Origin of the sequence: Cronobacter sp. HA18003 (assembly GCF_011605905.1) — a bacterium.
In the GTDB taxonomy this organism is placed as follows: domain Bacteria; phylum Pseudomonadota; class Gammaproteobacteria; order Enterobacterales; family Enterobacteriaceae; genus Cronobacter; species Cronobacter sakazakii.
Genome location: NZ_JAANQO010000025.1, coordinates 23,519 through 49,821 on the forward strand (window position 1 = coordinate 23,519; position 26,303 = coordinate 49,821).

At 58.6% G+C, this 26,303-nt stretch carries 18 protein-coding genes and 1 tRNA gene; 5 read left to right on the plus strand and 14 right to left on the minus strand.

Annotation, left to right across the window (positions count from 1 at the left end; genetic code table 11):
- Window positions 1-141 precede the first annotated feature (141 nt).
- The 8 genes from G6041_RS17710 to bcsR form a co-directional block, all read right to left on the minus strand.
- The gene (locus G6041_RS17710) at window positions 142-1,428 is read right to left on the minus strand and encodes a dicarboxylate/amino acid:cation symporter (protein ID WP_004387635.1); all 1,287 of its coding nucleotides are present in this window, start codon (window positions 1,426-1,428) and stop codon (window positions 142-144) included.
- A gap of 180 nt (window positions 1,429-1,608) precedes the next feature.
- Entirely contained in the window at window positions 1,609-3,567 is a 1,959-nt protein-coding gene (locus G6041_RS17715) for a sensor domain-containing phosphodiesterase (protein ID WP_041460663.1), read from the minus strand.
- Window positions 3,568-3,690: 123 nt separating this feature from the next.
- Complete coding sequence (gene bcsC / locus G6041_RS17720; protein WP_012126320.1) at window positions 3,691-7,194, minus strand: cellulose synthase complex outer membrane protein BcsC; 3,504 nt, start codon at window positions 7,192-7,194, stop codon at window positions 3,691-3,693.
- Complete coding sequence (gene bcsZ / locus G6041_RS17725; protein WP_007852866.1) at window positions 7,176-8,291, minus strand: cellulose synthase complex periplasmic endoglucanase BcsZ; 1,116 nt, start codon at window positions 8,289-8,291, stop codon at window positions 7,176-7,178. Before bcsZ ends, bcsC begins: the two co-directional genes overlap by 19 nt.
- A gap of 6 nt (window positions 8,292-8,297) precedes the next feature.
- Window positions 8,298-10,730, minus strand: a complete 2,433-nt coding sequence (gene bcsB, locus G6041_RS17730) for a cellulose biosynthesis cyclic di-GMP-binding regulatory protein BcsB (RefSeq protein ID WP_012126319.1) — start codon at window positions 10,728-10,730, stop codon at window positions 8,298-8,300.
- 10 nt (window positions 10,731-10,740) lie between these two features.
- Entirely contained in the window at window positions 10,741-13,359 is a 2,619-nt protein-coding gene (gene bcsA / locus G6041_RS17735; RefSeq protein ID WP_012126318.1) for a UDP-forming cellulose synthase catalytic subunit, read from the minus strand.
- Window positions 13,356-14,084, minus strand: a complete 729-nt coding sequence (gene bcsQ, locus G6041_RS17740; protein ID WP_012126317.1) for a cellulose biosynthesis protein BcsQ — start codon at window positions 14,082-14,084, stop codon at window positions 13,356-13,358. The genes bcsA and bcsQ overlap by 4 nt, the downstream gene beginning before the upstream one ends.
- Window positions 14,081-14,284: a cellulose biosynthesis protein BcsR gene (bcsR, locus tag G6041_RS17745; protein ID WP_004387626.1), complete on the minus strand. Its 204-nt coding sequence runs from the start codon at window positions 14,282-14,284 to the stop codon at window positions 14,081-14,083. The genes bcsQ and bcsR overlap by 4 nt, the downstream gene beginning before the upstream one ends.
- A 172-nt stretch (window positions 14,285-14,456) precedes the next feature.
- On the opposite strand from bcsR, the gene bcsE reads away from it, so the two are divergent.
- Genes bcsE through bcsG form a run of 3 tightly spaced genes read left to right on the plus strand, consistent with a single transcriptional unit; the run spans window position 14,457 to window position 17,903 of the window.
- Window positions 14,457-16,031 (plus strand): cellulose biosynthesis protein BcsE, encoded by a 1,575-nt coding sequence (bcsE, locus tag G6041_RS17750; RefSeq protein ID WP_012126316.1) that lies wholly within the window; start codon window positions 14,457-14,459, stop codon window positions 16,029-16,031.
- Window positions 16,028-16,225, plus strand: a complete 198-nt coding sequence (gene bcsF, locus G6041_RS17755) for a cellulose biosynthesis protein BcsF (RefSeq protein ID WP_012126315.1) — start codon at window positions 16,028-16,030, stop codon at window positions 16,223-16,225. The genes bcsE and bcsF overlap by 4 nt, the downstream gene beginning before the upstream one ends.
- Window positions 16,218-17,903 (plus strand): cellulose biosynthesis protein BcsG, encoded by a 1,686-nt coding sequence (gene bcsG, locus G6041_RS17760; RefSeq protein ID WP_012126314.1) that lies wholly within the window; start codon window positions 16,218-16,220, stop codon window positions 17,901-17,903. The genes bcsF and bcsG overlap by 8 nt, the downstream gene beginning before the upstream one ends.
- Before the next feature lie 305 nt (window positions 17,904-18,208).
- On the opposite strand, the gene dppF is transcribed toward bcsG, so the two are convergent.
- The 5 genes from dppF to dppA all read right to left on the minus strand — a co-directional run bounded on the left by dppF (window position 18,209) and on the right by dppA (window position 23,950).
- Window positions 18,209-19,222: a dipeptide ABC transporter ATP-binding subunit DppF gene (dppF, locus tag G6041_RS17765; RefSeq protein WP_007797331.1), complete on the minus strand. Its 1,014-nt coding sequence runs from the start codon at window positions 19,220-19,222 to the stop codon at window positions 18,209-18,211.
- Window positions 19,209-20,204, minus strand: a complete 996-nt coding sequence (gene dppD / locus G6041_RS17770; RefSeq protein ID WP_012126312.1) for a dipeptide ABC transporter ATP-binding protein — start codon at window positions 20,202-20,204, stop codon at window positions 19,209-19,211. Before dppD ends, dppF begins: the two co-directional genes overlap by 14 nt.
- An 11-nt stretch (window positions 20,205-20,215) precedes the next feature.
- Window positions 20,216-21,118 carry a dipeptide ABC transporter permease DppC gene (gene dppC, locus G6041_RS17775; protein WP_012126311.1) on the minus strand — a complete coding sequence of 301 codons (903 nt, stop codon included), beginning with the start codon at window positions 21,116-21,118 and terminating at the stop codon, window positions 20,216-20,218.
- Window positions 21,119-21,127: 9 nt separating this feature from the next.
- The gene (gene dppB / locus G6041_RS17780; protein WP_004387619.1) at window positions 21,128-22,147 is read right to left on the minus strand and encodes a dipeptide ABC transporter permease DppB; all 1,020 of its coding nucleotides are present in this window, start codon (window positions 22,145-22,147) and stop codon (window positions 21,128-21,130) included.
- Between the two features lie 195 nt (window positions 22,148-22,342).
- Complete coding sequence (gene dppA / locus G6041_RS17785) at window positions 22,343-23,950, minus strand: dipeptide ABC transporter periplasmic-binding protein DppA (protein ID WP_012126310.1); 1,608 nt, start codon at window positions 23,948-23,950, stop codon at window positions 22,343-22,345.
- Window positions 23,951-24,707: 757 nt separating this feature from the next.
- On the opposite strand from dppA, the gene G6041_RS17790 reads away from it, so the two are divergent.
- The gene (locus tag G6041_RS17790) at window positions 24,708-25,637 is read left to right on the plus strand and encodes a peptidoglycan-binding protein (RefSeq protein ID WP_041460661.1); all 930 of its coding nucleotides are present in this window, start codon (window positions 24,708-24,710) and stop codon (window positions 25,635-25,637) included.
- Window positions 25,627-26,085, plus strand: coding sequence for a lysozyme inhibitor LprI family protein (locus tag G6041_RS17795; protein WP_012126308.1), 459 nt, complete (start codon window positions 25,627-25,629; stop codon window positions 26,083-26,085). The genes G6041_RS17790 and G6041_RS17795 overlap by 11 nt, the downstream gene beginning before the upstream one ends.
- 56 nt (window positions 26,086-26,141) lie before the next feature.
- Here the strand turns inward: G6041_RS17795 and G6041_RS17800 are convergent.
- Window positions 26,142-26,218, minus strand: a tRNA-Pro gene (locus tag G6041_RS17800).
- Between the last annotated feature and the right edge of the window lie 85 nt (window positions 26,219-26,303).

The window sequence follows — 26,303 nt, forward strand, 5'->3', positions numbered from 1 at the left end:
GTGGCCCGTCGCCAAAGATAGCGCTTAAACTTTTCGTTAGACCGCAAAAAAGCGGAAATGTCGCGCAATAGAGTGAAATAAACGTTAATTATGCGCAGGCACCCGCCGCCAGAGCAAGCAGCGGCGGGCTAAAGAGTGAGATCAGGAGGAGATTTGCTGCGTTTTAGCGGCAGAATTCTTGTTATTCAACGTGTCATTGAGCTGTTTTTCATCGAGCTCTTTCACCCACTTCGCAACCACAATCGTCGCCACGCCGTTACCGACCAGGTTGGTTAACGCGCGCGCTTCCGACATAAAGCGGTCAATGCCGAGAATGAGCGCAAGCCCGGCCACCGGCAGATGGCCCACGGCGGAAATGGTCGCCGCCAGCACGATAAATCCGCTTCCCGTCACGCCTGCCGCGCCTTTTGAGGACAGCAACAGCACTACCAGCAGCGTTATCTGATGGAAAATATCCATATGGCTGTTGGTCGCCTGGGCGATAAACACCGCCGCCATCGTCAGGTAAATGGAAGTGCCGTCGAGGTTAAACGAGTAGCCGGTCGGGATAACCAGCCCCACCACCGATTTGCGACAGCCCAGTTTTTCCATTTTATCGAGCATACGCGGCAGCGCGGATTCCGAAGACGACGTGCCAAGCACGATCAGCAGCTCTTCACGGATATAACGAATGAATTTGAAAATGTTAAAGCCAGTGGCGCGAGCGATGCTGCCCAGCACGACCACCACGAACAGAATACAGGTGATGTAGAAGCAGACAATCAGCTGGCCGAGCTGTACCAGCGTGCCGACGCCATATTTACCGATGGTGAACGCCATCGCGCCGAACGCGCCGATGGGCGCGAGACGCATGATCATGTTGATGATGCCGAAAATGACCTGCGAGAAGCTTTCAATGACGTTGAAAATCAGCTGACCGTTGCGGCCCAGACGGTGCAGCGCAAACCCAAACAGTACCGCGAACAGCAGTACCTGCAGAATGTTGCCGCTGGCGAACGCGCCGATCACGCTTGAAGGGATAACATCCATCAGGAAGGCGACGATGCCCTGCTGCTGCGCCTGCTCGGCGTATACCGCGACGGCTTTGGCGTCGAGTGTCGCCGGGTCAACATTCATGCCCGCGCCCGGCTGGACAAGGTTCACAATCACCAGACCGATAATCAGCGCAATGGTACTGACGATTTCGAAATAGAGCAGCGCGACCGCGCCCGTACGCCCTACCGCCTTCATGCTTTCCATACCCGCGATGCCGGTCACGACGGTACAGAAAATCACCGGCGCGATAATCATTTTAATCAGCTTCACGAAGGCGTCGCCCAGCGGCTTCATCTGTGCGCCAAGCTCCGGGTAGAAGTGACCGAGCAATATCCCGATGGCTATTGCAGTCAAGACCTGAAAATAGAGGCTTTTGAAAAGAGAGCGTTTCATAGGGGTGTCCTTGAAGGTAATAACCACAGGAATTGTGTGTTAAAATCCCGCCTGCAGCGCTAAAAGTAACACCCGTAAAACATGTCAGATATATCAGAGCATCAAATTGGAAACATAAATGTTAAGATTTATGAGCTGAAACGCGTCAGCCCATAATGCCTTACACCTTTTGCAGCGACGTCACGGCGCTGTCAGCCACGCGTCTTCAAACGCCGCAGGCGTCGCCGCCTTGCCGAAAAGATACCCCTGGCCCACCGTCACGCCCGCGTTTAACAGCCAGTCACGCTGTGCCTCGTTCTGAATGCCTTCCGCCACCAGTTCAAGGTTAAGCTTTTTCGCCATGCTGATGATGGCCGCGACCACGCTGTCATCGTCCGGCAGGTTATCAATAAAGCTCTTATCGATTTTGAGGCTGTCCACGGGCAGCGCTTTCATTTTCTGTAGCTGGCTCAGGCTCGAATACCCCATGCCAAAATCGTCCAGCGCGATGCGCACGCCCGCCTCGCGCAGGGGGCGCAGAATGGCGATGGCGGCTTCGGTATCGTCAATACGCTGGCTTTCGGTCATCTCCAGAATCAGCGTGCCGGGCGCAATGGCGTAGCGTTCCAGTCGTTGCAGCATCGTTTGTACCAGATCGCGTTTTAACAACTGCAATGACGACACATTCACCGACAGCGGCAGCATAATGCCGTGCGCCTGCCAGCGCGCCAGTAACTGACACGCCTCGTCCAGCACCCAGTCGCCCACGGTAACGATAAGCCCGCTCGACTCAATGTTATCAATAAGCCCTACCGGTAACGTCCACTCGCCATCCGGCTGGCGCTCGCGCAGGAGCGCTTCGGCACCCACAATGTCGCCGTTGCGCATATCCACCTGCGGCTGCAGCCAGACGGCGTACTGGCGGCGCGCCAGCGCATTTTGCATCGCGCTTTCCTGCGCGCTCACCGGGGATTCGCCGAAAAACGCCACCTGATTGACGCCGTTGCGCCGGGCGTCCAGCGCGGCGGAAATCGCGCTCTGGTAAAGCGTCGAGGCGCTCTGGCGGCCATCGAACATCGCCACACCAATACTTGCCGCGCACGCTGGCGCGCCGCTGTCCGACTCCGGCGGTTCGTTAAGGGCCGCCAGCAGCTGTTGCGTCAGCGTCACCGCGTGTTCCGGCGTTTTCACGCCGTGCGCGATAATCGCGAAATCGTCCTGGCTTATCTGCGCCAGCACCATCCGCGGCGTCAGCACCGAGCGCAGCTTCTCAACGCGTGCGCGCTGGAGCGCCTCGCGCTGCGATTCGTCAATATCACGCAGCGGCTCACAAGCCACATACAGCAACGCGGTCGCACCGCCGCTCGCGACGGCCTGCTCAAGCAGTGCGACGAGCAACGCCTGGTTCGGCAAACCGGTGAGCGGGAAACGGGTGCCGCTGGTGCGCGCCTCGTCGAGCTGTTGCGCAAGCGCCTGCTGGTTGCGGTTATAAGTGCGCACCAGCATACCGATCTCATCATCCTTATGCAGACGCGGAATAGTGAGCTGATGATGCGCCAGCTCATGCGCGTCCAGCGCGTTCAGCGTGCGTGTGATATCACGCAGCGGGTGCAGGATCAGGCGGTTGATGCACCAGGTGATCGCCACCGAGAGGATCAGCGCCAGCAGCAGGAAGGTGGTCAGCAGGGTCGAAATCGCATTGATGATAAAGCGGTACATCCGCCAGGAGTCGGCCTGCAACACCAGATAGGCGAGCGGCTGCGGGTTGGCGGGCCGCTCCAGCGAATAGAGCGGCAGGGAGATCTGCACCGGCAGCTCAAAGACGCGGGCGAGCGTCACCGGAATCGGGCGCTCCGGCGTAAAGCGCATGCGCAACGCCTGGAACTGATTAGGCAACACGACATCCGCACGGCTAATCACGCCGGCGGGTTTAATTTCGCGAAGGATCGCCTCCGCCTCCGGAATATTGGCTTTCAGAATGGCCGCAGAGAGCGGCTGGCGCACCGAGCGGGCGATGCTCTCCATCTGCATGGCGGTGTGGTAGCGATGCGACTGCACGAAATGAAACAGCAAAACGACGCTGAAAATAAAAAGAAAAAAGACGGAAACGGCCGAAACCATCGCCATCTGTTTTATCGTGAGGGAACGACTGACTCGCAACTTGATTCTCCACTGATGCCACTGCCCGCATGATAATCACTCATAATTATCATTGCGGGCGGGAGTATACTGCATTGTTGTGGAATTTAACCGCGCGGGCGGGCCGAACGCGCATTAATCTTATTACCGGTCGGCGTACGGTGTCAGCGTCTGCGGCGGCATATCCATATCGCCCTGCCAGCCGCCCTGCGAGTAGCGGATAAACAGCGAGAAATTGCTCGGCGTATAATCCTTCGCCTGCTGAATATCAATGGCGGCACCCACCGACCAGTTTGAAGTAATGCGTCTTTCAATCAGCGCGTTGGCGGTATAACCCCAGCCGCTGCTGCTGCTGCCTTCTTCCAGCGCGTCCTTATCGGCGTAACGGCTTAACGCCGGATTTTGCGCGTTTATCACAGGCGTCGGGATAAGCCCCGACAGCGGATAACGGCGCTCGGTCTTCGTGCGGGAGTGCGACCACGAGCCTGACGCCCCAAGCTCCCACGACCAGTTTTCCGTTCTCATCCGCCAGGCGACCGGCACCGCGAAAGAGACGTACTCCTGCGGGCTGTAGTAGCCGCCCTGGCCTAAAGAATAACCGCTCAAATCTTTCTCATAGTGCCACACCATGTTGTTGAGCCCAATGGTGAGGCGCTGATTATTTTCGTTAATCAGCTTGTAGTAATAGCCGTTCATCCAGCGCACCCGCCAGTTATCAGCGACATTTTTGCCGGTGAGCTGATCGGCGTTAAGACTGGCCCAGACGCCGTGCGCCTCGCCGCGATCGTAGCTGAGGCTCGCGCCGCCGCCGGTAGCGCGCACGCCGCCCCACGTCGTGCCGGTATTAGAAGGCGCGTCGCGCTGGCCGCCAAAAGCCAGCATGGAGCTCGAAATCGGACGTCGATGCGCGTTCAGCGTATAGCCAATCGGCCCCAGATCGCTGCTGTAGCTTAAGCCGCCCACCACATCGACAACATCAAAGCCTATCGGCGTGGTGCCGATATCCATATCCCAGGTATCGTTGCGCCAGCCCGCCGCTACGCTCACGCCGGAGGCGCGCTGTTTCGCGTTGCCGGAACAGGGCGTTTCGGCGCAGGTGCCCCAGGTTTCGCTATAACTGTTGCCGCTAAAGCTGCCCGGATTCATGTTCACCGCGTCGGTACGCAGGAACAGCCGCCCGTCGCGCAGCGGCGCATCCACCTGCAACATCGTGGTATTCGCTTTAAGATCCGAATACCCCGGCGTACCGCTGGAGCCCCAGTAGTCGTGCTGGAGCGTGACGTTTAAATCCTGCTGGCGATAGAGATCCGCCGCATCGCCGCGCACGCTGCGCTTCAGCCAGTCGTCGCTGGCGTCGTTGCGGGTAAGCCGCGTGAAGGCGTCGTTATCACCGGGCCGCGTCGGGGTGATGCCGGAGGCGACCATCGCATCGCGATACGTCTGCAACGCCTGCTGCGGCTGCCCGTTCTGACGCTGAAAGCGCGCCGCGTCGCGCAGTACCAGCGCGCTTTCCTGCGAAGGCGGCTGCGTTTTCGCGGTAGCGGCCAGCACCGCGAAAGCCTGCTGCGCACGCGCCGTGTCGCCAAGCGCCGCTTCGGCATTGGCAATGCGCCGCTGCGTGCCCGGCGAGCGAGGTTCGCCGCCTGCGGCAGGCGTTTGCAGCGCCGCGAGCTGCTCGCGCGCCGCCGCGTTATCGCCCTGCGCGATCAGCACTTCCGCAAGCCCCAGCCGCGCCTCTTCGCTGGCGGGCGAGCGCGTTAATACCGTCTGATACTGCGCGCGCGCCGTGGCGTTATCGCCGCGCTGCTGCGCCCAGTCGGCGAGCGTTAAATCGATGCGATCGGAGACCGGCTGCTGGCGTAACAGCGCGATGGCCTGCGCCTCCTGGCCGCTGTCGCGCAGGCGATTAGCCGTCTCCATCAGTTCATTGGTTTGTAAACGCTGCGACAGCTCAAGAATGTTCGGCGTCCATTTGTCGCGCGCCAGCGTATTGAGGTGGCTTAGCGCGGCGCGCTGACGATCGCTGCCGGAGAGATAAAGCCCGTAGGCGTACACCTGTTCCGGGTCGCCCGGCTTACGTTGCGCCAGTTGGCCCATCACGGCATCGGCGTCGCGGCGCTGGCCGGCAGAAGCCAGATCGCTTGCCAGCCGGTAGGTTATCCAGACGCTGTCCGGGTCGAGCGCCAGACGCTGGCGCTGCACCGCGGCGGCGTCGGCGAAGCGCCCTTCGGCTTCGAGCGCGGCGGCCTGCTGCTCAAGGCGATCGTTCGTCATGCTGCGTTCGATATCGTCAATGCTGCGCCGCTGGCTGGCGGAGAGCGTGGCGATAAACGCTTCGGCGCGTTCCGGCGACTGGCGACGGTAGAGATTCGCAAGCCCCCTCACGGCGTTGCTATTGGTATTATCCATGCGCAGCGCCTGCCGGTAATAACGCTCGGCCGCCGCGTCGTCTTTCTTCGCCACGGCGACGTCGCCCAGGCCAAGCACCGCGTAGCTGTCGGTATTATCCACCGTCGCGGCCTGCTGATATTTCTGCTGTGCCTGCGCCAGATTTTTGGCTTTCAGCGCCGCGTCGCCCTGCTGTATTAACAGCCAGTAGCGGTTCACCTGTAACAGGCTCTGCCAGCGACCGCTGTTAGGGCTGTTCGGATCCTGTTTGAGCGCCTGCTCCAGCAGCGGCACGGCGCGCGCGCGGTTGCCCTGCTGAGAATACGCCTGCGCCAGCGCGCCCAGCGCTTCGCTGTCATTCGGGTTCGCTTTTACGGCGCTGGTCAGTTCCGAAACGGCTTTGGCCCCCTGACCCTGCTCAACGCGCGCGATGCCCTGCATTCTGGCGCGATAAGCCGGATCGGCAAGTTTAGTTTGCTGTTCAGCGAGCAGCCCTTTGGCTTTATCGGCGGTATCACCGCTGCTGAACACCTGTAAAAAACGCTCCAGCGCGGCGACGCTGTCGTCGCTTGCGGGCATACCCTGAATCTGCTGATACCAGAGGTCTGCCGCCGTTTCACGCCCGCCGCCCGATTTCGCCATCTGCTCAAGCACGCTGAAACCTTCCTGCTGGCGGTTGGCGGAAAAGAGCTGTAGCGCAAGCTGCGTGCGTAGCTGGTCATTGCCCGGCGCGCGGGCGTCCAGCGCCTGCATCTGGCGGATGGCCTCGTCGCGCTGCGCCGGATCTTTTGCGACCAGCGCCCAGTATTCAACGGCCAGATCGCCATCCGGCGGCGCGCCGTTAAACAGTTTTTGATACGCCGCCAGCGCCTCCTGCGTATGCCCCGTCGTGCCGAGCAGACGCGCCTGTTGCAGTTGCTGACGCCCTTCCGGCGAGGCCAGCGCAAGCGTGATACGCGCCTGTTGGTACGCTGAGGATTGCGGAGCGAGCTTGCCCAAGCGCGCAAACTGCTGCTGCGCGCCCGCGTTATCGCCCTGACGCAGCAGATAACGCATTTTAGCGGCGATAAAATCGGGATCGTCCGGGTTCATCAGCTCCAGACGATAGAGCGACTGGCGCACCAGATCGTCTCGTTTGGCCGTTTCGCCAAGCCGCACCTGTTCGAGCAACTGCTGTCGGATATCCGTCTGCGCCTGCGCCGGCCCGCTGAGGGCGACGCCGAGCGCCAGCGCGGTGATACTTAACGCGAACTTGTGCATGACTCTCCCCAGGCGGGTTGCAGCTCACCGTCAACGGTGAAGCGGAAACGGTGTTCATCCCATCCCTGGCCAAACAGGGTTAATACATAGCTAAAGTAGGCGTCCTGCTGCGGATAGTTGTCCGCCACGCGCTGGCGTTGCAGCGCCTGGATATCACGGTTTTGCAGGAACGGCAGCAGCGCGGCGGAGAAGCCCACCGGCCCGTTGCCCTGGGTTTTACCGTCGATAACACGAACTTTTTCCGGCGGCACGCCCGCTTTGATTGTGGCGGTTTCCATCGGGCTGAGTTTTTTGAGCAGCGGTGCCTGCTGTTCATCCGCCGGGTTCATCATGCCGACCCACAGATAAACGCGAATGGCGTCGTAGCTGCCAATCAGCGGTTTTTGCGGTGCCGCAGGTTTCATCACCCAGCCTTTCTTCGCCTCGTAGCTCACCCAGTCCGGCGAAAAGCCCTGCGGGGCCGTTTCCAGCAGCAGGCGCAGGTTGGTATCGCGGATGGTCGTCCAGGGTTTGCCGTAACGGGTGAAATAGCGCGCCAGCTGCGGCGGCATATAGCTCGGGTTAAAGCGCCAGAGCGTCGGCTCGGCAAAGCTCACTTTACCCGGCAGCAGCATGTCGCCAAGCGCGGGCACGTTCACCACTTCTTCTTTGGCGATGCGGTCCAGCAGCGCTTTGCCGGTGTCGCTGTAACGCGGCTCTTTCCACAAGCGTCCCGCTTCAAGCAGGCTCCAGGCTATCCACAGATCGGCGTCGGAAGCGGAATTGGTGTCGAGCACCGTCCATTCGTCCGGCCCTTTCATACCCCACAGCCAGGCGGGCAGCGTGTTTTTCAGCGAGCCTTGCGCAAGGTTATTTTCCGTCCACTGAAGAATGTTATCGAACGCCTCGCGGTCGTTGGCCGCAAGGGCGAAGAACAGCGCGTAGCTCTGCCCTTCGGACGTCGTGATTTTGCGCGGATCGCTTGGGTCAATCACGCGTCCTTCTTCGCTGATATAGCCGCCTTTAAAGCGGTCCCAGTCAGCCCAGCCACAGGCGGCATGGGCTGAAACGGTCGCCAGCAGCAGCCCCGCCGCAAGCCATCTGCACAGATTCTTCATGACGCGTTACTCATGGTTGCCCGGATCAAGACGACGACGGCTCAGGATACGCAGCAGACGCCACAGCACCCACGCCAGCAACACGACGCTGATGGCCGCGAAAATCGCCAGCAGGATCGGGTGGTTCGCCAGCGCATACCAGATACGATCGAACCACGGCAGGTGGCCCACGTAGTAAACATCACCCACGCGCAGGCTGTTCACGCCCGATTCACGAATAATCGAGACCGAGCCATACATCGCGGCGCGTTTACCGCTGTCATTGAGCGCGTCGTTGAGCAATTCATAGCCGCGCGGGCTGTCAGCCAGCAGCGCCACGACGCTGCGCTGATCGTGATACGGCGACTGGAAGCCCACGACTGCGGCCATCGGCCCGGAAGAGGTGATTTCCGTTTGCACCTGCGGCTGACGGTCGCGGTCGTCGGTATCGATAAGCGTCACGTCGCGCGTCGGGGTTTTCACCCAGCTTTGCGTGGCGTTCACCAGCATATCGATGCGTTTTTCATCTTTCAGCGACGCGGGCAGCGTACCGATCACCAGAATGTCGGCGTCTTTATTCTGCATGTCGCCGCCCTCGTTGGTGATGGTGAGGTTAACCGCCGGGAAACCGGTCTGCGCGCCGATAGTGCCTGCGGTGTCCAAAAGCGTCGTGAGCTGCGCCGGGTTCGGCTGTTTCGGCATCACGATAAGCGTATCGGAGAGATCCGCCATCCGGCTGAACGGGAAACCCGCGTTGGCGAAAGAGCGCAGATCCGGCATCGCAATAAAGTGATGATAGTTGGAGAAATCCAGCGTGGAATCATCGCCTATCACTACGCGGTTCGGCACCGTCTGGAAGGTCACGCAGTTGTCCAGCGTGCCGCCCGGCAGCGGGTTGGTATAGTTGAAATCAAACCGCAGCTGGTTCGCCGCGCCGAGGCGCAGCGTCGGCAGTGTCACTTCGGTTTTGCCGTCCAGCAGCCCCTGCAACAGCGGCAGACGCAGCAGCAGACGGTTGGTTTCATCTTTCGGCAGCAGGTTGAAAGATTGCAGGAACTGGTTGTTCAGGCTGATATCCATGCGCGAGTTATCGCGCGTGGCGGGCGACGTATAACGATAATTCAGACGCATATCGATGCCGTTGCTGCGCAGCAGATAGAGATCCGGCGGCAGGTTAAGCGTCAGCGAAATCGGGCTCGGCTCAAGGCCGGTCGCCTGTAACTGCTCTTCATAGCCTTTCAGCTCGCCAAACGTCACGGCGCGATCGGTACGCACCCAGTTCGGCGCATCGTAAGGCTGGCGGGCCAGCAGCGGTTTGACCTCGCCCACTTCGACGCTGTCGCCACGGAACAGCAGACTGCCCTGCGCGATGCCTTTAGCGGCCTGGAGTAAATCTTTATCGTCGCGTCCTTCAATCACCAGCAGTTTCACCCACGGGCTTTGCGGATGGCTCATCATGCGTACCATCGGGCCTTTCGCTGGCGGCAGGTCGCGCAGAAAGTCCGGGCGATTATCATTCGTGGCGAAGACGATCGCATGGCGCGTGGGGAGCTGGTTATAGAGCACCGGGAAGCGCTGACCGCGCCAGCCGGAGCGGGAGCCAAACCACGAGGAGACAATAGTCGCGGCCTGCTGGGTCGCGAGATCCGGCGCGGCGGCGAAGACCATCGGCAGCTCCAGCGGACGGTTATCGCGCGAATCAAAGAACGGCACCGGGAAGTGCGACAGATCGTTTTGCAATTGCAGCGTCTGGAAGGTGAGATTCAGGGCGCTGTTGCGTCCGATATCCATCCACAGCGTGTTGCTGGCCTGGTTTTCGCAGACGTCGCGATAGTGGCCGACAAACTCCAGGCGCACGCGGTTGAAATCGCTGACGTACAGCGGATCGATAGGCACCTGGGCGGTGGTTTTCTTGCCGAGCTGCTCTTTGGTCACCGGCAGCACGTCCATCAGCTCATCGTTCAGGTAAACCTTTAGCTGCGACTGTACCGGCAGCAGCGACGGCGACGGGGTGTAGGTCAGGTTCAGAGTGGCTTTCGAGATAATTTCATCGCTGCGCATCCCGAACTCGACAAAACCGTCCGGGCGGGTGCCTTTCAGAACCATGCTGCCTGGCGGCGGCGCGATGCTGGCGAAACTCAGCGTAACGTCGCGCGCGGGCGCGCCATCCTGAACCACGGGCGCACCGGCGCCTTCCACACCCGGCATCACCTGGCCGAGCACCGCGCCTTCCGTCGCAGGCGCAGGCTCGGTGCCCGCGACAGGCGGCGTGGCGGGCGTTAACGCCTCGGTGCGCGCAGGCGTGGCGGTCATGACGCCTTCAGTCGCAGGCGCGACCACCGGCGCAGTCGGTGCGGCGGTGGCGTTCGGATCGTTAGTGGCTTCAGGCGCGCCGTAGGCACCGGGCAACAGGCTCATTCCCACTGCCACAGCGCACATCCAGGAGAGTTTTCTTTTCATCGCATATTCATCATTGTTGAGCCATAACCGGGAGCGCACGCTCCCCCAGCGCCGTCCGCTCCGGACGACGGGGGATAAACGACACTATCCAGGAAACCAGCGTGGTAAGGGTGCGAAAGACAATTTTAAGTGACGCTGGCGCGAATTCCGCCAGGTGGCGATAGCCTCTGAAACCGAGCTTGAGGATATCGAGCATGCTTTCCAGCGGTTTGTCTTCCGGGAAACTGTCCTGCCAGAGCGCCCAAGTGTCGGCGCGCGCGAAGGTACACTGTACAAAATCGATGTGCTGGCGCGTGGTCAGGCCGTCGAGGTTGAGGCCGATTTCGTCGCCGAAGACGCGTACCACTTTCGCCGGGAAGACATACTCCTGCGCGCCGCGTTTCATCAGCAGGTTCACTTTTTGCCCCTGTAACCACTGCGCCCCGCCGTGCACCTTAATGCCGAGGCCACCGTCGGAGTAATCCTGCACCGTGCAGGAGAAGAGGTGACCGTCTTCACGGGCAATCGCCGCCGGCATCACCATCTCGACACGATGGGAGCGGCGCACCTGCTTACTTTCCACCGATACCGCCACCGCGCCGCCGAGGATAATCAGGTTGTAGAAGACCCAGACGATACTCACGATAACCGTCAGCATTTCGTTGGCCGGGCCGTAAAAGTAACGCCAGACGCCGACCAGCACGCCGAGCAGGTTGATCAACACCAGCATCAGATACGGACGTGAAATCACCCAGTCCACGTACTCTTCTTCCACCAGTCCGCCTTTGGCGGTGACGTTAAACTTCCCTTTGTGCGGGTTGAACAACGCCACCATCGTGGGCCGCGTAATGTACCAGGCGAGCACCGTTTCGTAGATTTCGCTCCAGAACGAGTGGCGATATTTGCCCTGAATTTTGGAGTTCGTCAGGCTCGCATGCGCCATGTGCGGCAGTACAAACAGCGCAATCATCAGCGCGGGCGCGTAGATGATGTAGGCGTGCAGCAACAGGAACGCCAGCGGCGCGGTCAGGAAGATAAGCCGCGGCACGCCGGAGAGGAAGTGCAGCATCGCGTTGACGTAGCACAGCCGCTGGCCGAGCTTAAGCCCTTTACCAAAGAGCGGGTTATCGAGACGGAAAATCTGCACCATGCCGCGCGCCCAGCGGATGCGCTGGCCGATATGCGCCGACAGGCTTTCCGTCGCGAGCCCCGCCGCCTGCGGAATACGCATATAGGCGGAGGTGTAGCCGCGCCGGTGCAGACGCAGCGACGTGTGGGCGTCTTCGGTGACGGTTTCTACCGCGATGCCGCCGATTTCATCCAGCGGGCCGCGGCGGATCACAGCGCACGAGCCGCAGAAAAAGGTCGCATCCCACATGTCGTTACCATCCTGCACCAGGCCGTAGAAGAGCGTCCCTTCGTTCGGCGTTTTACGAAAACGCCCGAGGTTGCGCTCAAACGGGTCCGGCGAGAAGAAGTGGTGCGGCGTCTGCATCATCGCGAGCTTTTTATCTTTCAGGAACCAGCCGAGCGTCAGTTGCAGGAAAGAGCGCGTCGGGACGTGGTCGCAGTCGAAAATCGACACGAACTCCCCTTTCGCGAGCTTCAGCGCGTTGTTGATGTTGCCCGCTTTAGCGTGCTCGTGCGTCGGACGCGCCACATACTCCACGCCAACGGATTGCGCGAAGCGGCGAAACTCCTCGCGGTTGCCATCATCCAGTATCCAGATTTTGAGCTTGTCTTTCGGCCAGTCGATGCCAAGCGAGGCGTAAATGGTGTTTTTCACCACGTGCAGATCTTCGTTATAGGTCGGCACGAAAATATCGACGGAAGGCCACGCTTTGAGATCTTTCGGCAGCGGCACCGGCTGGCGGTTAAGCGGCCAGATCACCTGGAAGTAGCCAAGCACCAGCACCACCCACGCGTAGGTTTCCGCCACCAGCAGCACCAGACCACACACCAGGCTGACCGGATCGTTCCAGTTCAGCGTCGAGGTGTAGCGCCACCAGATGTAACGGCAGGAGACGGTCAGCGACAGCACAATCAGCATCAGCGCCGAGAAGCGGCCCGGCATACGGCGCACCAGCAGCGCCACGCCCCAGAGCAGCAGCAGGAAAATAAACTGCGAGAGCGGGTTGAACGGCTGCGTCACACAGATAAGCGCCAGCACCAGCGAGAAAATAACCACCACGCCCAGCACGACGCGTCGCAGTCGTTCGTTAATGTGGCCGAGCTCTTTCTGCTCGTTAAGGTGGTCGGTTTCATCGCTGAAGCGTTGCGGGAGCGTCTCCAGCCAGAGGTTAAAGCGCTCGCGCCAGACCTGTACCTTTGAGACGGGCCGCCAGCGCGGCGTACCGACGGCGCGCCAGGGACGCAGCGCCACCAGCCATAATGCCTGGAGCAGATAACGCACGGTATCGAGCGGACGCGGGCGGTCGGGATGAATATGCGGGAACAGCAGCGCGTGCTGCGCGCGGATCGCCTGCCAGCGCGGGTTTTCCAGCGGCAAAAAGAGCCAGGCGAGCGTCAGCCAGAAACAGCCCAGCGCCGCGCTGAACGGCGGCGCGCCGTTGCGGCGATACGTGATATAACGCTCGCGCAGCCGCGCGCGAACCGGCGGCGCAAGCACCAGCGCGGAGAGGCTTATCATGCGCCCTCACTCCTGTAATGCAGCAGGCACCAGTTCGCCAGCGTGACAATCTCTTCGGCCACCAGCGAATCCGGGCGGTATTCTCCCACCGGCTGTTTGGCGGCCAGGCTCTCCATCATCGCCTCGTCGCGATGCACCGCGACCGGCACCAGGTTACGCTGCGTTTGCAGCCAGAGCTGCCAGATGTCGTTCTGTATCTGGCTTGAAATCAGGCGAAAATTCGCCAGCAGATCGCAGCCGCTCGGCAGCGCCTGCTGATGTAAGCGGGCGTGACAGTTGGCGTCGGGCTGCACCACGCAAAGCGTGCGGTCCGCCACCTGCAACAGGCTGCGGGTCACGGCGTCAAAGCCGCACGGCAGATCCAGCAATATCCAGCGCCACTGGCCGCTCGCCTTGAGCAGGTGAAGATGCTGCGCGAATGCGCCGAGCGCTGGCGTCACGTCGTTTTCCCGCTCCGTCTGCCGCAGCGCGCCATACGGCAGCACGTCCAGACCCGGTGCGTAACGCCAGGCGGTGGACTGCCAGGGTTTATCGTCCAGCAGCGCGCGCGCCCAGCCGTCAGCGTGGTCGAAATCGATATTAAAAGAGAGGCGCAGCAGGTTATCGGGCGAGGCGTCAATCACCAGCACCGATTCGCCCAGCTGATGCAGCGCCCAACCGAGCGCCGCCGTTAATGAGGTTGTCCCCACGCCGCCGCGCACGCCCTGTAATGCCAGAACGGTCATCCTTGCGCTCCTGCGTCGCGACGCGCTAATTCTGCCAGCAAGGGCCAGCGCGCAATTGCCGTCGCGAGTTGTTCACGTTGTGATATATCGGTGTAGTCGAGATCTGGAAGTGAAAACACCCGGCTGAGCGCTTCAAAATCATTCTGGAAGGTATAGCCACGATCGGGCTGGCGTGCGGCCTTAGCGTCATTCTCAGGCATATATTCTATTTTTCCTTAGAGCAATATCACTAAAGCCAGCAAACGAAAACAGTGAATCTACGCAATCCCGGTTTGCATGCTAATGATCATGTTCTTTAATTTCAATGTTAGGTTTATTTCCTGGCTTTCGCTAGTAAACTGACACTCATACTCTTTATATATTGAGGGCGCCATGGCTCTTGTTTTTTCAATTGGCATTGATTCGCTCTGGGATGAACTGCGCCATATTTCCGCAGGCGGAACAGCCTGGATAAATTGCGACCGCCACAGCGATGCCATTACATTCGTCAACCAGACGCTGCTTGCGCAAACCCCCGAAACCAAAGTGGCTGTAATTACGATGGACGCCGCCCCGGAAGCCGTGATTACGCCGCTGCCGGCTGCACCGCAAGGCCCGGATGAAGTACGCCTGTTTACCATGCCGAAAAATCAAAATGCACTTCATCGCCTGCATCACGATCTGCTTTGCAGTTTCGAACCTGAAAACTATTTCATTGTGCTGCTGTGCGCGGAAAACGCCTGGCAAGGCGTAGCGCCCGCTCATATTAAAGCCTGGATAAGAAAAAGCCAAAGCTGGGCGCAGGAACATCACTGCACATTGCTGATTATTAATTCCGGCGCGCAGGCCGACCAGCAAACTTCCATGCTGATGACCGAATATCAGCAGCTCTCCGGGCTTGCCACGCTGCGCTATCAGGGCGACGCCTGGCTGTATGATGTGGCATTCTGGTTTAACGATAAAGGCGTGAGCGCGCGTCAGCAGTTGCCGGTGACATTCATTAATGACCGCCTGTCGCTGGTGCCACGCCAGGAGGTCTCATTCCAGGCGCGCAGCGACGAACGCCGCGTGCTGAGCCATATCGCGGTGCTCGAAGGCGCGCCGCCGCTGTCGGAAAACTGGACGCTCTTTGAGGACAACGATTCGCTGTTTAACGAGGCGCGTCAGGCGCAGGCCGCGACGGTGATTTTCTCCCTCACGCAAAATAACCAGATTGAAGGGCTGGCGCGTCATGTACACGCCCTGCGCCGTCAGCGCGGCAGCGCGCTGAAAATCCTCGTGCGCGAAAACAAAGCCAGCGTGCGCGCCACCGACGAACGCCTGCTGCTGGGCTGCGGCGCGAATATGGTGATCCCGTGGAACGCTCCGCTCTCGCGCTGCCTGACGCTGATTGAAAGCGTGCAGAATCAGCAATTCACCCGCTTTGTGCCGGAAGATGTGAATATGCTGCTGGAGGCGATGCAGCCGCTGAAAATGCGCGGTTACCAGCCGTGGGATATCTTCTGTAACGCCGTCGGCGCGCTGATGAGCAACGTGTTAATTCCGCAGGACAACAAAGGGATTCTGGTCGCGCTGCGCCCCGTGCCTGGCATTCGCGTTGAGCAGGCGCTGACGCTCTGCCGTCCGGGCCGCATGGGTGATATCGTAACGCTCGGCGAAAACCGGCTGGTGCTGTTTTTATCGTTCTGCCGCATTACCGATCTCGACACCGCGCTGAGCCATATTTTCCCGCTGCCGATAAGCGAGCTGTTTTCCAACCGTATGGTGTGGCATGAAGATAAACAGATAGCGGCGGAGATCATGCAGATGAGCGCGATGCGCCCGGAGCAGTGGGCTGCGCCGCTTGAGATGACCCGTAAGGCAAGGGAAACGGCCGCGCTGCTCGCCGACACGCCAAAAACGGTCACGCGCCGTGTGCCGACGCCCGTTACGCTGCTTAACGACACCGCACAGGAGCGCGCGTTATGATGTCGATTAGCGATATTTTTCAGCTTATTGCGCTGTGCGCGCTGATTTTTATCCCGCTGGGATACGCGCTGTGTGTGGGCAAGCGTCGCATGATGAAAACGCTGCGCCCGCTGCTGTTTCGCCCCCGATTTGTTAAACCCGCTGGTACGTTGCGCCGCCGCTCTACCGTCAAGGCAAATTTAAAACATGACTAATCACGTTCACTCCGCTCCCCTTGCCCGCTCAGGCTGGCAAAACTGGCGCGGCCTTTCCGGCTGGAACTACTATTTTCTGCTGAAATTCGGCCTGCTCTGGACGGGCTATCTGAATTTCCACCCGCTCGCCAACCTGGTGTTTATGGCGTTTCTGCTGTTCCCTATTCCGAACCTGCGCCTGCATCGCCTGCGCCACTGGATAGCCATTCCTGTCGGTATCGGCCTCTTCTGGCATGACACCTGGCTGCCTGGCCCGCAGAGCATTATGAGTCAGGGATCGCAGGTGGCGGGCTTCAGCACCAGTTATGTGCTGGATCTGGTGGCACGCTTTATTAACTGGCAGATGATTGGCGCCGCCTTTGTTCTGCTGGTCGCCTGGATGTTCCTCTCACAGTGGGTGCGGGTAACGGTATTTGTGGTGGCGATTATGGTCTGGCTTAACGTGCTGACCGTAACCGGCCCGGTCGTCTCGCTGTGGCCTGCCGGGAATACCACGGCGGCGACGGTCACCACGACCGGTGGCGGCGCGGCACCGACCGTCGCGAACGCGGGGGGTACGGTGGTGGCGGGCGATATTCCGCTGCAAACCGCGCCTGCGAGCAACCAGAGCATTAACGACTGGCTGAACAGCTTTTACACCAGCGAATCCAAACGTCAGACAACCTTCCCGGCGAGCCTGCCGGCAGATGCACAGCCGTTCGATCTGCTGGTTATCAACATCTGTTCGCTGGCCTGGTCTGACGTGGAGGCCACAGGTTTGATGTCGCATCCGCTCTGGTCGCATTTCGACATCGTGTTTAAGAATTTTAACTCCGGCACGTCATACAGCGGCCCGGCCGCTATCCGCCTGCTGCGCGCGAGCTGCGGGCAGCCGTCGCATAAAAATCTCTACCAACCCGCGGGCGAGCAGTGCTACCTGTTCGATAACCTGGCGAAACTGGGCTTTAAGCGCCACCTGATGATGGACCATAACGGCGAGTTCGGTAACTTCCTGAAAGAAGTACGCGAAAACGGCAATATGCAGGAGCCGTTGTTGGATCAATCCGGGCTGCCGGTGAATCTGTTGTCGTTTGACGGCTCGCCGGTGTATGACGATACGGCGGTGCTGAACCGCTGGCAGCAAACCGTGAAGAGCGAGGGCAGCGGCGATCGCAGCGCCACGTTCTATAACCTGCTGCCGCTGCACGACGGCAACCATTATCCGGGCAACAGCAAAACCGCCGATTACAAAGCGCGCGCGCAGAAGCTGTTTGACGAGCTGGATGCATTCCTGACGCAGCTTGAGAAAGAGAACCGCAAAGTGATGGTGGTGGTGGTGCCGGAGCACGGCGCGGCGCTGCAGGGCGATAAGATGCAGGTGTCTGGCCTGCGCGATATCCCGAGCCCGTCTATCACCCATGTGCCGGTGGGCATTAAGTTTATCGGCATGAAAGTGCCGCATCAGGGTTCAGCGCTGGAGATAGACCAGCCGAGCAGCTTCCTCGCGATTTCCGAGCTGGTGGTGCGGATGCTGGACGGCAAAAACTTTGTGGCCGATAACGTGGACTGGCAGAAGCTGACCAGCAATCTGCCGCAGAGCGCGCCGGTTTCCGAGAACGCCAACGCCGTGGTGGTGCAGTATCAGGGCAAACCGTGGGTGCGTTTAAGCGGCGGCGACTGGGTACCTTACCCGCAATAATTTTTCGGGCCATGTTAAAAAAGCCGATGCGTAAGCGTCGGCTTTTCTTTTTAGCGCGGCGGGTGGTGTTGGCGCGGCGGGTGCGCAAGCTTACCCGCCCTACACAGGCCGCATATTTTGTAGGGGGTAGATAAGCGCAGCGCATCTAACAACCACTCCGCTACGGCGGGTGCGCGAGGCTTACCCGCCCTACACAGGTCGTATATTTCGTAGAGTGGATAAGCGCAGCGCATCCACCGCCTTGCACCGTAACGCCCATAAAAAAGCCGACGCTCTGCGTCGGCTTTTTACGTTTTGCTTCACCGTTAAGGAATACGCGGCTCGCCGGTTTCATCCTGATCGACGGCGAAACAGGCGACCAGTTGGCCGTTATATTCCTTAAGCTGCGGCTGGATCTGCGTACACGGGCCGAAACGACGACGGCAGCGGGCGCTAAAGGCGCACCCCGGCGGCGGGTTCAGCGGGCTCGGCAGTTCGCCGGTGAGCTTAATTCGCTCGCGGCGGTCGTCCGGATTCAGGCGCGGCGTCGCGGAGAGCAGCGCCTGGGTATACGGATGACGCGGGTTCGAGAAAATCTGGTCTTTTGTGCCCTTCTCCACGCAGCGGCCGAGATACATCACCATCACTTCATCGGCGATATGCTCCACCACCGACAAATCGTGGGAGATAAACACATACGACAGCCCCAGATCCTGCTGCAAATCCATCATCAGGTTCAGCACCTGCGCGCGCACTGATACATCCAGCGCCGAGACCGGTTCATCGGCTATCACCACATCCGGGTCGAGCATCAGCCCGCGCGCGATGGCGATACGCTGGCGCTGACCGCCGGAGAACATATGCGGGTAGCGATCGTAATGCTCGGTTTTCAACCCCACTTTCGCCATCATCGCCAGCGCTTTCTCGCGGCGCGCCTCTTTACTGAGACGGGTATTGATAAGCAGCGGCTCCTCAAGGATTTGCCCCACCTTTTTGCGCGGGTTCAGCGAGCCGTACGGGTTCTGGAACACGATCTGGATTTTCTGGCGGCGCAGTTTCTCCGCCGTTTCGTCCGGTTTCAGCAGATCCTGCCCCTGGTAGTACAGCTCGCCGCCGGTCGGCGTTTCAATCATGGTGAGCAGACGGCCCAGCGTGGATTTCCCACAGCCGGACTCGCCCACCACCGCCAGCGTTTTACCGCGCTCAAGCGTAAACGACACGCCATCCAGCGCTTTCACCAGACGCTCCGGCGCGAAGAGCCCCTTCTTCACCGGGTAATGTTTTTTCAGGTCGATAGCCTGCAACAGCGGTTGCTGCAGAGTGGCCTCATGCGTGCTCATAATTGGTTGGCCTCCCGGCATCATCGAGGGGGTAGTGGCATTTCGACTGGCGGCCATTGTCCACCAGGTTTAACGCCGGTTCTTCCACGCGGCAGCGTTCAGTCGCGTAGGGGCAGCGCGGGTTGAGCAGACAGCCCGTCGGGCGGTCATATTTCCCCGGCACCACGCCTGGCAGCGACGCCAGACGCGCCTTATCCTGCGCGAATTCCGGCAGGGCGCGCAGCAGCGCCTGGGTATACGGGTGACGCGGCGCGCGGAAGATATCCCGCGCTTCGCCGGTTTCTACCACCTGGCCTGCGTACATCACGATGATTTTGTGCGCCGCTTCGGCCACCAGCGCGAGGTCATGGGTGATAAGGATCAGCGCCATGTTCTCTTTTTGCTGAAGCTCCAGCAGCAGTTCAATGATCTGCGCCTGGATGGTCACATCCAGCGCGGTGGTCGGTTCATCGGCTATCAGCAGCTTCGGACGACAGGCGATAGCCATGGCTATCATCACGCGCTGGCTCATCCCGCCGGAGAGCTGATGCGGGTAGACATCCAGACGCGACGCCGGGTCCGGGATACCAACCTGGTTTAGCAGATCAATCGCACGCTGGCGGCGGGTCTTTTTATTGCCGCCCTGGTGCACTTTGATAGCCTCCATAATCTGGAAACCCACGGTGTAGCAGGGGTTCAGGCTGGTCATCGGATCCTGGAAGATCATCGCCACTTCGGCGCCCACCAGGTTTCGGCGCTCTTTTTCCGAAATACGCTGTAAATCCTGGCCGTTAAATTCCAGTTTGTCCGCCATCACGCGGCCAGGGAAATCGATAAGGCCCATAATCGCCAGCGAGCTGACCGATTTACCGGAACCCGATTCACCCACGATGCCAACCACTTCGCCCTGATTCACGCTGTAGCTCACGCGGTCTACGGCGCGGAACGGGGTGCCTTCGTTGCCGAAGTGCACCGATAATTTATCTACATTCAGTAACGCCATCTCGTGCCTCTTTACTGCTTGAGTTTGGGGTCGAGCGCGTCACGCAGGCCGTCACCCATCAGGTTAAATGCCAGCACCGTCAGCAGGATAGCGAGACCAGGGAAGGTCACGACCCACCAGGCACTTTGCGCGAACTGCAACACGTCGGAGAGCATGGTGCCCCACTCCGGTGTCGGCGGCTGCGCGCCCATGCCGAGAAAGCCCAGTGCGGCCATATCGAGAATGGCATTCGAGAAACCGAGCGACGCCTGAACAATCAGCGGCGCAAGGCAGTTAGGGAAGATGTTCACGAACATCTGGCGCATCGCGCCGGCGCCCGCCACGCGGGAGGCGGTCACGTAGTCGCGGCTCACTTCCACCAGCACCGCCGCGCGCGTTAAGCGCACGTAGTGCGGCAACGCCACGAAGGTCAGCGCGAGTGAAGCGTTAACGATTGACGGGCCGAAAATCGCCACCAGCACCAGCGCCAGCAGCAGGCTCGGCAGCGCCAGCATGATATCGACGATACGCATGATGATGGTATCGACGATGCCGCCGAAATAGCCCGCCACCAGGCCGAGCACAATGCCCATCACCAGCGACAGCACCACTACCAGACAGCCGACCAGCAGCGACAGGCGCGCGCCGTACATCAGGCGCGACATCACATCGCGGCCCACGTCATCGGTGCCGAGAATATGCGCCCAGCTGCCGCCATCCTGCCAGACCGGCGGGGCCAGTAGCGCATCGCGGAACTGCTCTGCCGGGTTGTGCGGCGCGATAAAGTTGGCGAAGACGGCTATCAGGATCATGATGACGACATACACCAGCCCGACGACCGCGCCTTTATTCCGTTTGAAGTAGTGCCAGAATTCCTGAATCGGCGTCATCGGCACCGGTGCGGCCACCACTTTGTTTTCAGTCATTTGCGTCATGATGGCCCCTTATTTCTTATGACGAATACGCGGGTTCACCACGCCATAGAGCAGATCGACCAGCAGGTTGACGAGAATAATCATCGTCGCCACCAGCAGCACACCGCCCTGCACCACCGGATAATCGCGGCGCTGGAGCGCGTCGATAAGCCAGCGGCCGAGGCCGGGCCAGGAGAAGATAGTTTCGGTCAGGATAGCGCCCGCGAGCAGCGTGCCTACCTGAAGCCCAATCACCGTCACGACCGGCAGCATGGCGTTACGCAGCGCGTGAATAATGATGACGCGCATACGGGTCAGGCCTTTGGCGCGCGCGGTGCGGATGTAATCCTCGCCGAGCACTTCCAGCATCGCCGAGCGGGTCATACGCACGATCACCGCCAGCGGAATGGTGCCGAGCACAATGGCGGGCAGGATCATATGCGCCAGCGCGTCGATAAAGTTGCCCTCTTCGCCCCAGATGGCGGTGTCGATAAGCATAAAGCCGGTCAGCGGGTTGGTATCGTCAAGGAACACCATATCGCTGACGCGCCCGGAGACCGGCGTCAGGTTTAGCTGCACCGAGACCAGCATGATCAGCATCATGCCCCACCAGAAGATAGGCATGGAGTAGCCGGTCAGCGCCAGGCCGACTGCCGTGTGATCGAAGATGGAGCCACGTTTAACGGCCGCCAGCACGCCCACCGGAATGCCCACGGCAACCGCGAAAATCATCGCGCAGACGCCAAGCTCCAGCGTTGCTTTAAAGCGCGGCACGAACTCGTCCCACACCGGGAGGCGGCTTTTAAGCGACAGGCCTAAATCGCCATGCAGCACACCCCAGATATAGTGGAGATACTGCTCCCAGAGCGGCTTATCAAGGCCCAGCTCGGCCAGCAGCTGCGCGTGACGCTCAGGGGAAATACCACGTTCGCCCGCCATGATCATCACCGGGTCGCCGGGGATCATATGGACGAAGGCAAAAGTGAGAAGGGTGATACCGATAAACGTCGGGATAACAAGCCCCAGACGTCGGAGGATGAACTGCAACATAACCCGGATTCTCTGTAATGACGCACAACCAGGGGATGTGGTCTGTATTGCTCACAAATCTCATTCCCTCTCCTTTCAGCGAGGGAATAAAGCACTGCTGCCGGGTGTGCTGCGCTTGCCCGGTCTGCAAGTGTAGACCGATATAAGCGCAGCGTCGCCGGACACGGGGCGCTCGCGCGCCCCTGACGGTTTTAATTATTCAACGGAGACGTTTTCGAAGTGGTGTTTGCCCAGCGGATCGACCACGTAGCCTTTGACTTCTTTACGCACCGGCTCATACACGGTGGAGTGCGCGACGATAAGCGCCGGCGCCTGATCGTGCATCACGACCTGAGCCTGTTTATAAAGCTCGATACGTTTGTTGTGGTCATCGGTGGCGCGCGCCGGCTGGATCAGATCCTCAAACGGCTTGTAGCACCAGCGGGAGTAGTTGGAGCCATCTTTCGCGGCGTCGCAGCTAAACAGGGTGGCGAAGAAGTTATCCGGATCCCCGTTGTCGCCGGTCCAGCCCATCATCACCGCCTGGTGTTCGCCTGCTTTGGCGCGTTTCAGGTACTCGCCCCACTCGTAGGTCACGATTTTCGCCTGAACGCCGATTTTCGCCCAGTCAGCCTGGATCATCTCGGCCATACGGCGCGCGTTCGGGTTATACGGGCGCTGTACCGGCATCGCCCACAGCTCAACGGTGAAGCCCTTATCCTGGCCCGCTTCTTTCAGCAGCGCTTTGGCTTTCTCGACGTCATAGGTGTAATCCTTCACGTCGTCGTTATAGCCCCACATGGTCGGCGGGATCAGGTTTTTCGCGGCAACGCCAGCACCCTGGTAAACCGCTTTGATGATGGCGTCTTTGTTCACCGCGTAGGTCAGCGCCTGACGCACTTTCACGTCGTCAAACGGCTTCTTCTCGGTGTTGAAAGAGAGATAGCCCACGTTCAGGCCCGCCTGCTCCATCAGGTTGATGCTCTTGTCCTGCTTCATGCGCGCGATGTCCGCCGGGTTCGGGTACGGCATCACCTGGCACTCATTTTTCTGCAGTTTGGCGTAACGAACGGACGCATCCGGCGTAATGGAGAAGACCAGACGGTCAATCTTCGGTTTGGTGCCCCAGAAGCCCGGGAACGCTTTATACAGAATGCGGGAATCTTTCTGGTATTGCTGAAGCTGGAACGGACCGGTGCCGATCGGGTTCAGGTCGACTTTCTCCGGCGTACCGGCTTTCAGCATGTTATCTGCGTATTCTTTAGAAAGAATCGACGCGAAGTCCATCGCCATATCGGCCAGGAACGGCGCTTCCGGGCGCGTCAGCACAAACTGAACGGTATTGTCGTCGACTTTTTTCACTTCGCTAATCAGCGTCGGCAGGCCCATGCCTTCGAAATATTCGTAGCTGCCGCCAGAGACTTTGTGGTACGGGTTTTGATCGTTTTTCTGACGATCAAACGAGAACACGACGTCATCGGCGTTAAATTCGCGCGTCGGTTTGAAATCTTTATTGTCCTGCCATTTCACGCCCTTACGCAGATGGAAAGTATAGGTTTTACCATCTTCGCTGACGTCCCATTTCTCCGCGAGGCCCGGAATAATTTCCGTAGTGCCGGTTTTAAATTCAACCAGACGGTTGTAAATAGGCACAGAGCTTGCGTCGTAGGTGGTACCAGAGGTGAAGAGCTGTGGGTTAAAGCCTTCCGGCGAGCCTTCTGAACAGTAAACCAGGGTTTTGGCTTGTACGCTTGCGGCGACGGTCATAGCCACCAGGCTCAGACCAAACTTCAGCATCCCTGACTTCTTCAAGGAAATACTCATTCTTCTGCTCCAATGTGATAGGTGTTGTGTGTTCCGTCAGACCTTTTTTATTTTTTGCCCGGTCCGATCGTTAAGTGTGAGGCTGGGGATTCCTTTCGCAAGGGAGACTGAGTTGCAGTACAGATTGTCCGTAAAATGACCCTCACGCCCTACAATCTGTCAACAGAACACGCAAACGTCAATACAGCTATCCGGGATTTACAACCGGGTTGAGAAACGGCAAACAAAGATTAAAAAAACCTCATGGGCATGTTTTCAGCACGGAAATTTATGCTACGCCGCCACTCGCAGAATAATCATCTTGATATTTTGTAACATCCAGCGCTTATGTTTTATCCGCTTAATGCAAAATTTCTGGCCCTGTGGCGAACTTATGAACGGTTTATGGCGCGATTTGTTAGCCATGCAGCAAAAAATGCTGAGGCAATATATAAGCAGAGCGGAAAGTATGTGGGATGTTTCATAACTATTTTCAATGAAATATGTCACAGAATCGCGTTCGCGCGGGAAAATCGAAGCTAAATAAGATTAACGAATTAAGCGGGTGAAAACTTTATTCAGGTATTCCCTGGAACAGAGTCTGAATGTGGGAGTGAAAAGCAATAACCTTTGGCCGCTTACGGTTTTATGGAGGGCCTCTTTAATACGATTTCAGCTCTGGTTTCTTTGACGCGTCACGCCTGAGGCATTCGCCACATCTCTGCCGTGTCGACAAAAAATGGAAACCCTTACGAACTGACAAAAGGTATTGAGGTATATGAAAAGGAATTTTCATGAGCCACGCGTGCTGCGCTTGCAATCATCGGTAGGCGTTTGCGGTGTAAATTATGCTGATGACGTAAAAGCGCTACAAGAATTGATGATGAAAGCTGGTTATCAGACAGCGACAGGGCGTTCCTTAAAAGTGGACGGCATATGCAACAACGAAACCAAAGAAGCCATTATCTGGTATCAACGTTTGTTAACACTGTCCCGATCAGGCCTGGTACAGCCATTTGATCAATGGTTCATTGAAGCATTAAAAAATGCCAGTCAACCCGAGTGGCGTCCACGGATTACTTCCGGGCCGCTACATGTACGTGAAGCACAATTTACTTTTGACAATGAAGGGACGGATTATATTACAGCCACCGATCCTTTCCGTCCGCACCCTTATCCCTGGTTCTCACGCATCTTACACTGGCCTCATTCTGCTGCTTCTGGCGTTACGCCTGGACGTGGCTACGATATGGGAAATCGAAGCGCAGGTGAGATTTTTGCGACACTAAGACAAGCGGGGATAGAAGAATACAAGGCCATTCTGGCATCTAAAGCCGCTTTTCTGAAAGGACGAGAGGCTGCCAGTTTCGTGAAATTTTATGGGCCGCTTTTCGGCGAGATTACGCACCAACAACAGATAAGACTGTTTGAAATTGCTATACAATTTTATATTTCCGAGGCGAAAAGGATCTTTAATGGACGCAAAGCGAGAATGATGTCTGCCATAAGCTGGGAAAAGATGCGTGTCAGATTAAAAGATATATACATCGATAGTTTGTATCAGGGATGTGAGTCAGCAGGTGAATTTGCCCGGTTGATTTTACTCGACGATCTGAAATCGGTGCGTTTATATCTGAAAACAGATCGCGCTCAGATGAACTCGCACGGAAGAAACTTAAAAAGGTTGCAATATATCAATGGGTTATAAGTTAATTTTTTTTCTGCCCTTTCTGTTGCTACCGACCACCTGCGTTGCTGCCTCGTCCATCATTTATGGAGAGGCAGCAAAGATGTGTGCGAAGAGTGCGGATTATGCCGCCGGAACGCGATGTCTTGAGAGGCAGCGCAAGCAAACGGAGCAGGCGCTACAACAGACGCTGGCGGCGGCGCTGAAGCAGGTACAGTCGGAAGACTGGCTGGAGGCTAATGCGGATTACGAGGATGAAGATTCACAAATCGTTGTAGATACGGCAAATGCGCTGAGAGGCGATCAGGCGGCATGGGAAAAACATAAGGCCCTGTTTTGTCAGGTGGCCAGTTCACAGATTAGTGCTAAAACCCCCAACTATTGGGTTCTATCCACCCAGTGCGAAATCAATATGAATAAGGCGCGTATCGACGAGCTGAAAGCATTAATGGCGCAGGTGCAACCTTAAAGCGCGAACGCCGGAAAGCAAAAAGCCCTGCTCGTTGAGCAGGGCTTTTCTAAATTTGGTCGGTGATAGAGGATTCGAACCTCCGACCCCTTCGTCCCGAACGAAGTGCGCTACCAGGCTGCGCCAATCACCGAATGCGGGGCGCATATTACTGCGCACCCTAATTCCCGTCAATCCCTTACTTTAAAAAAGCCTGTCGATCGGCTGAAAAGCCAGCG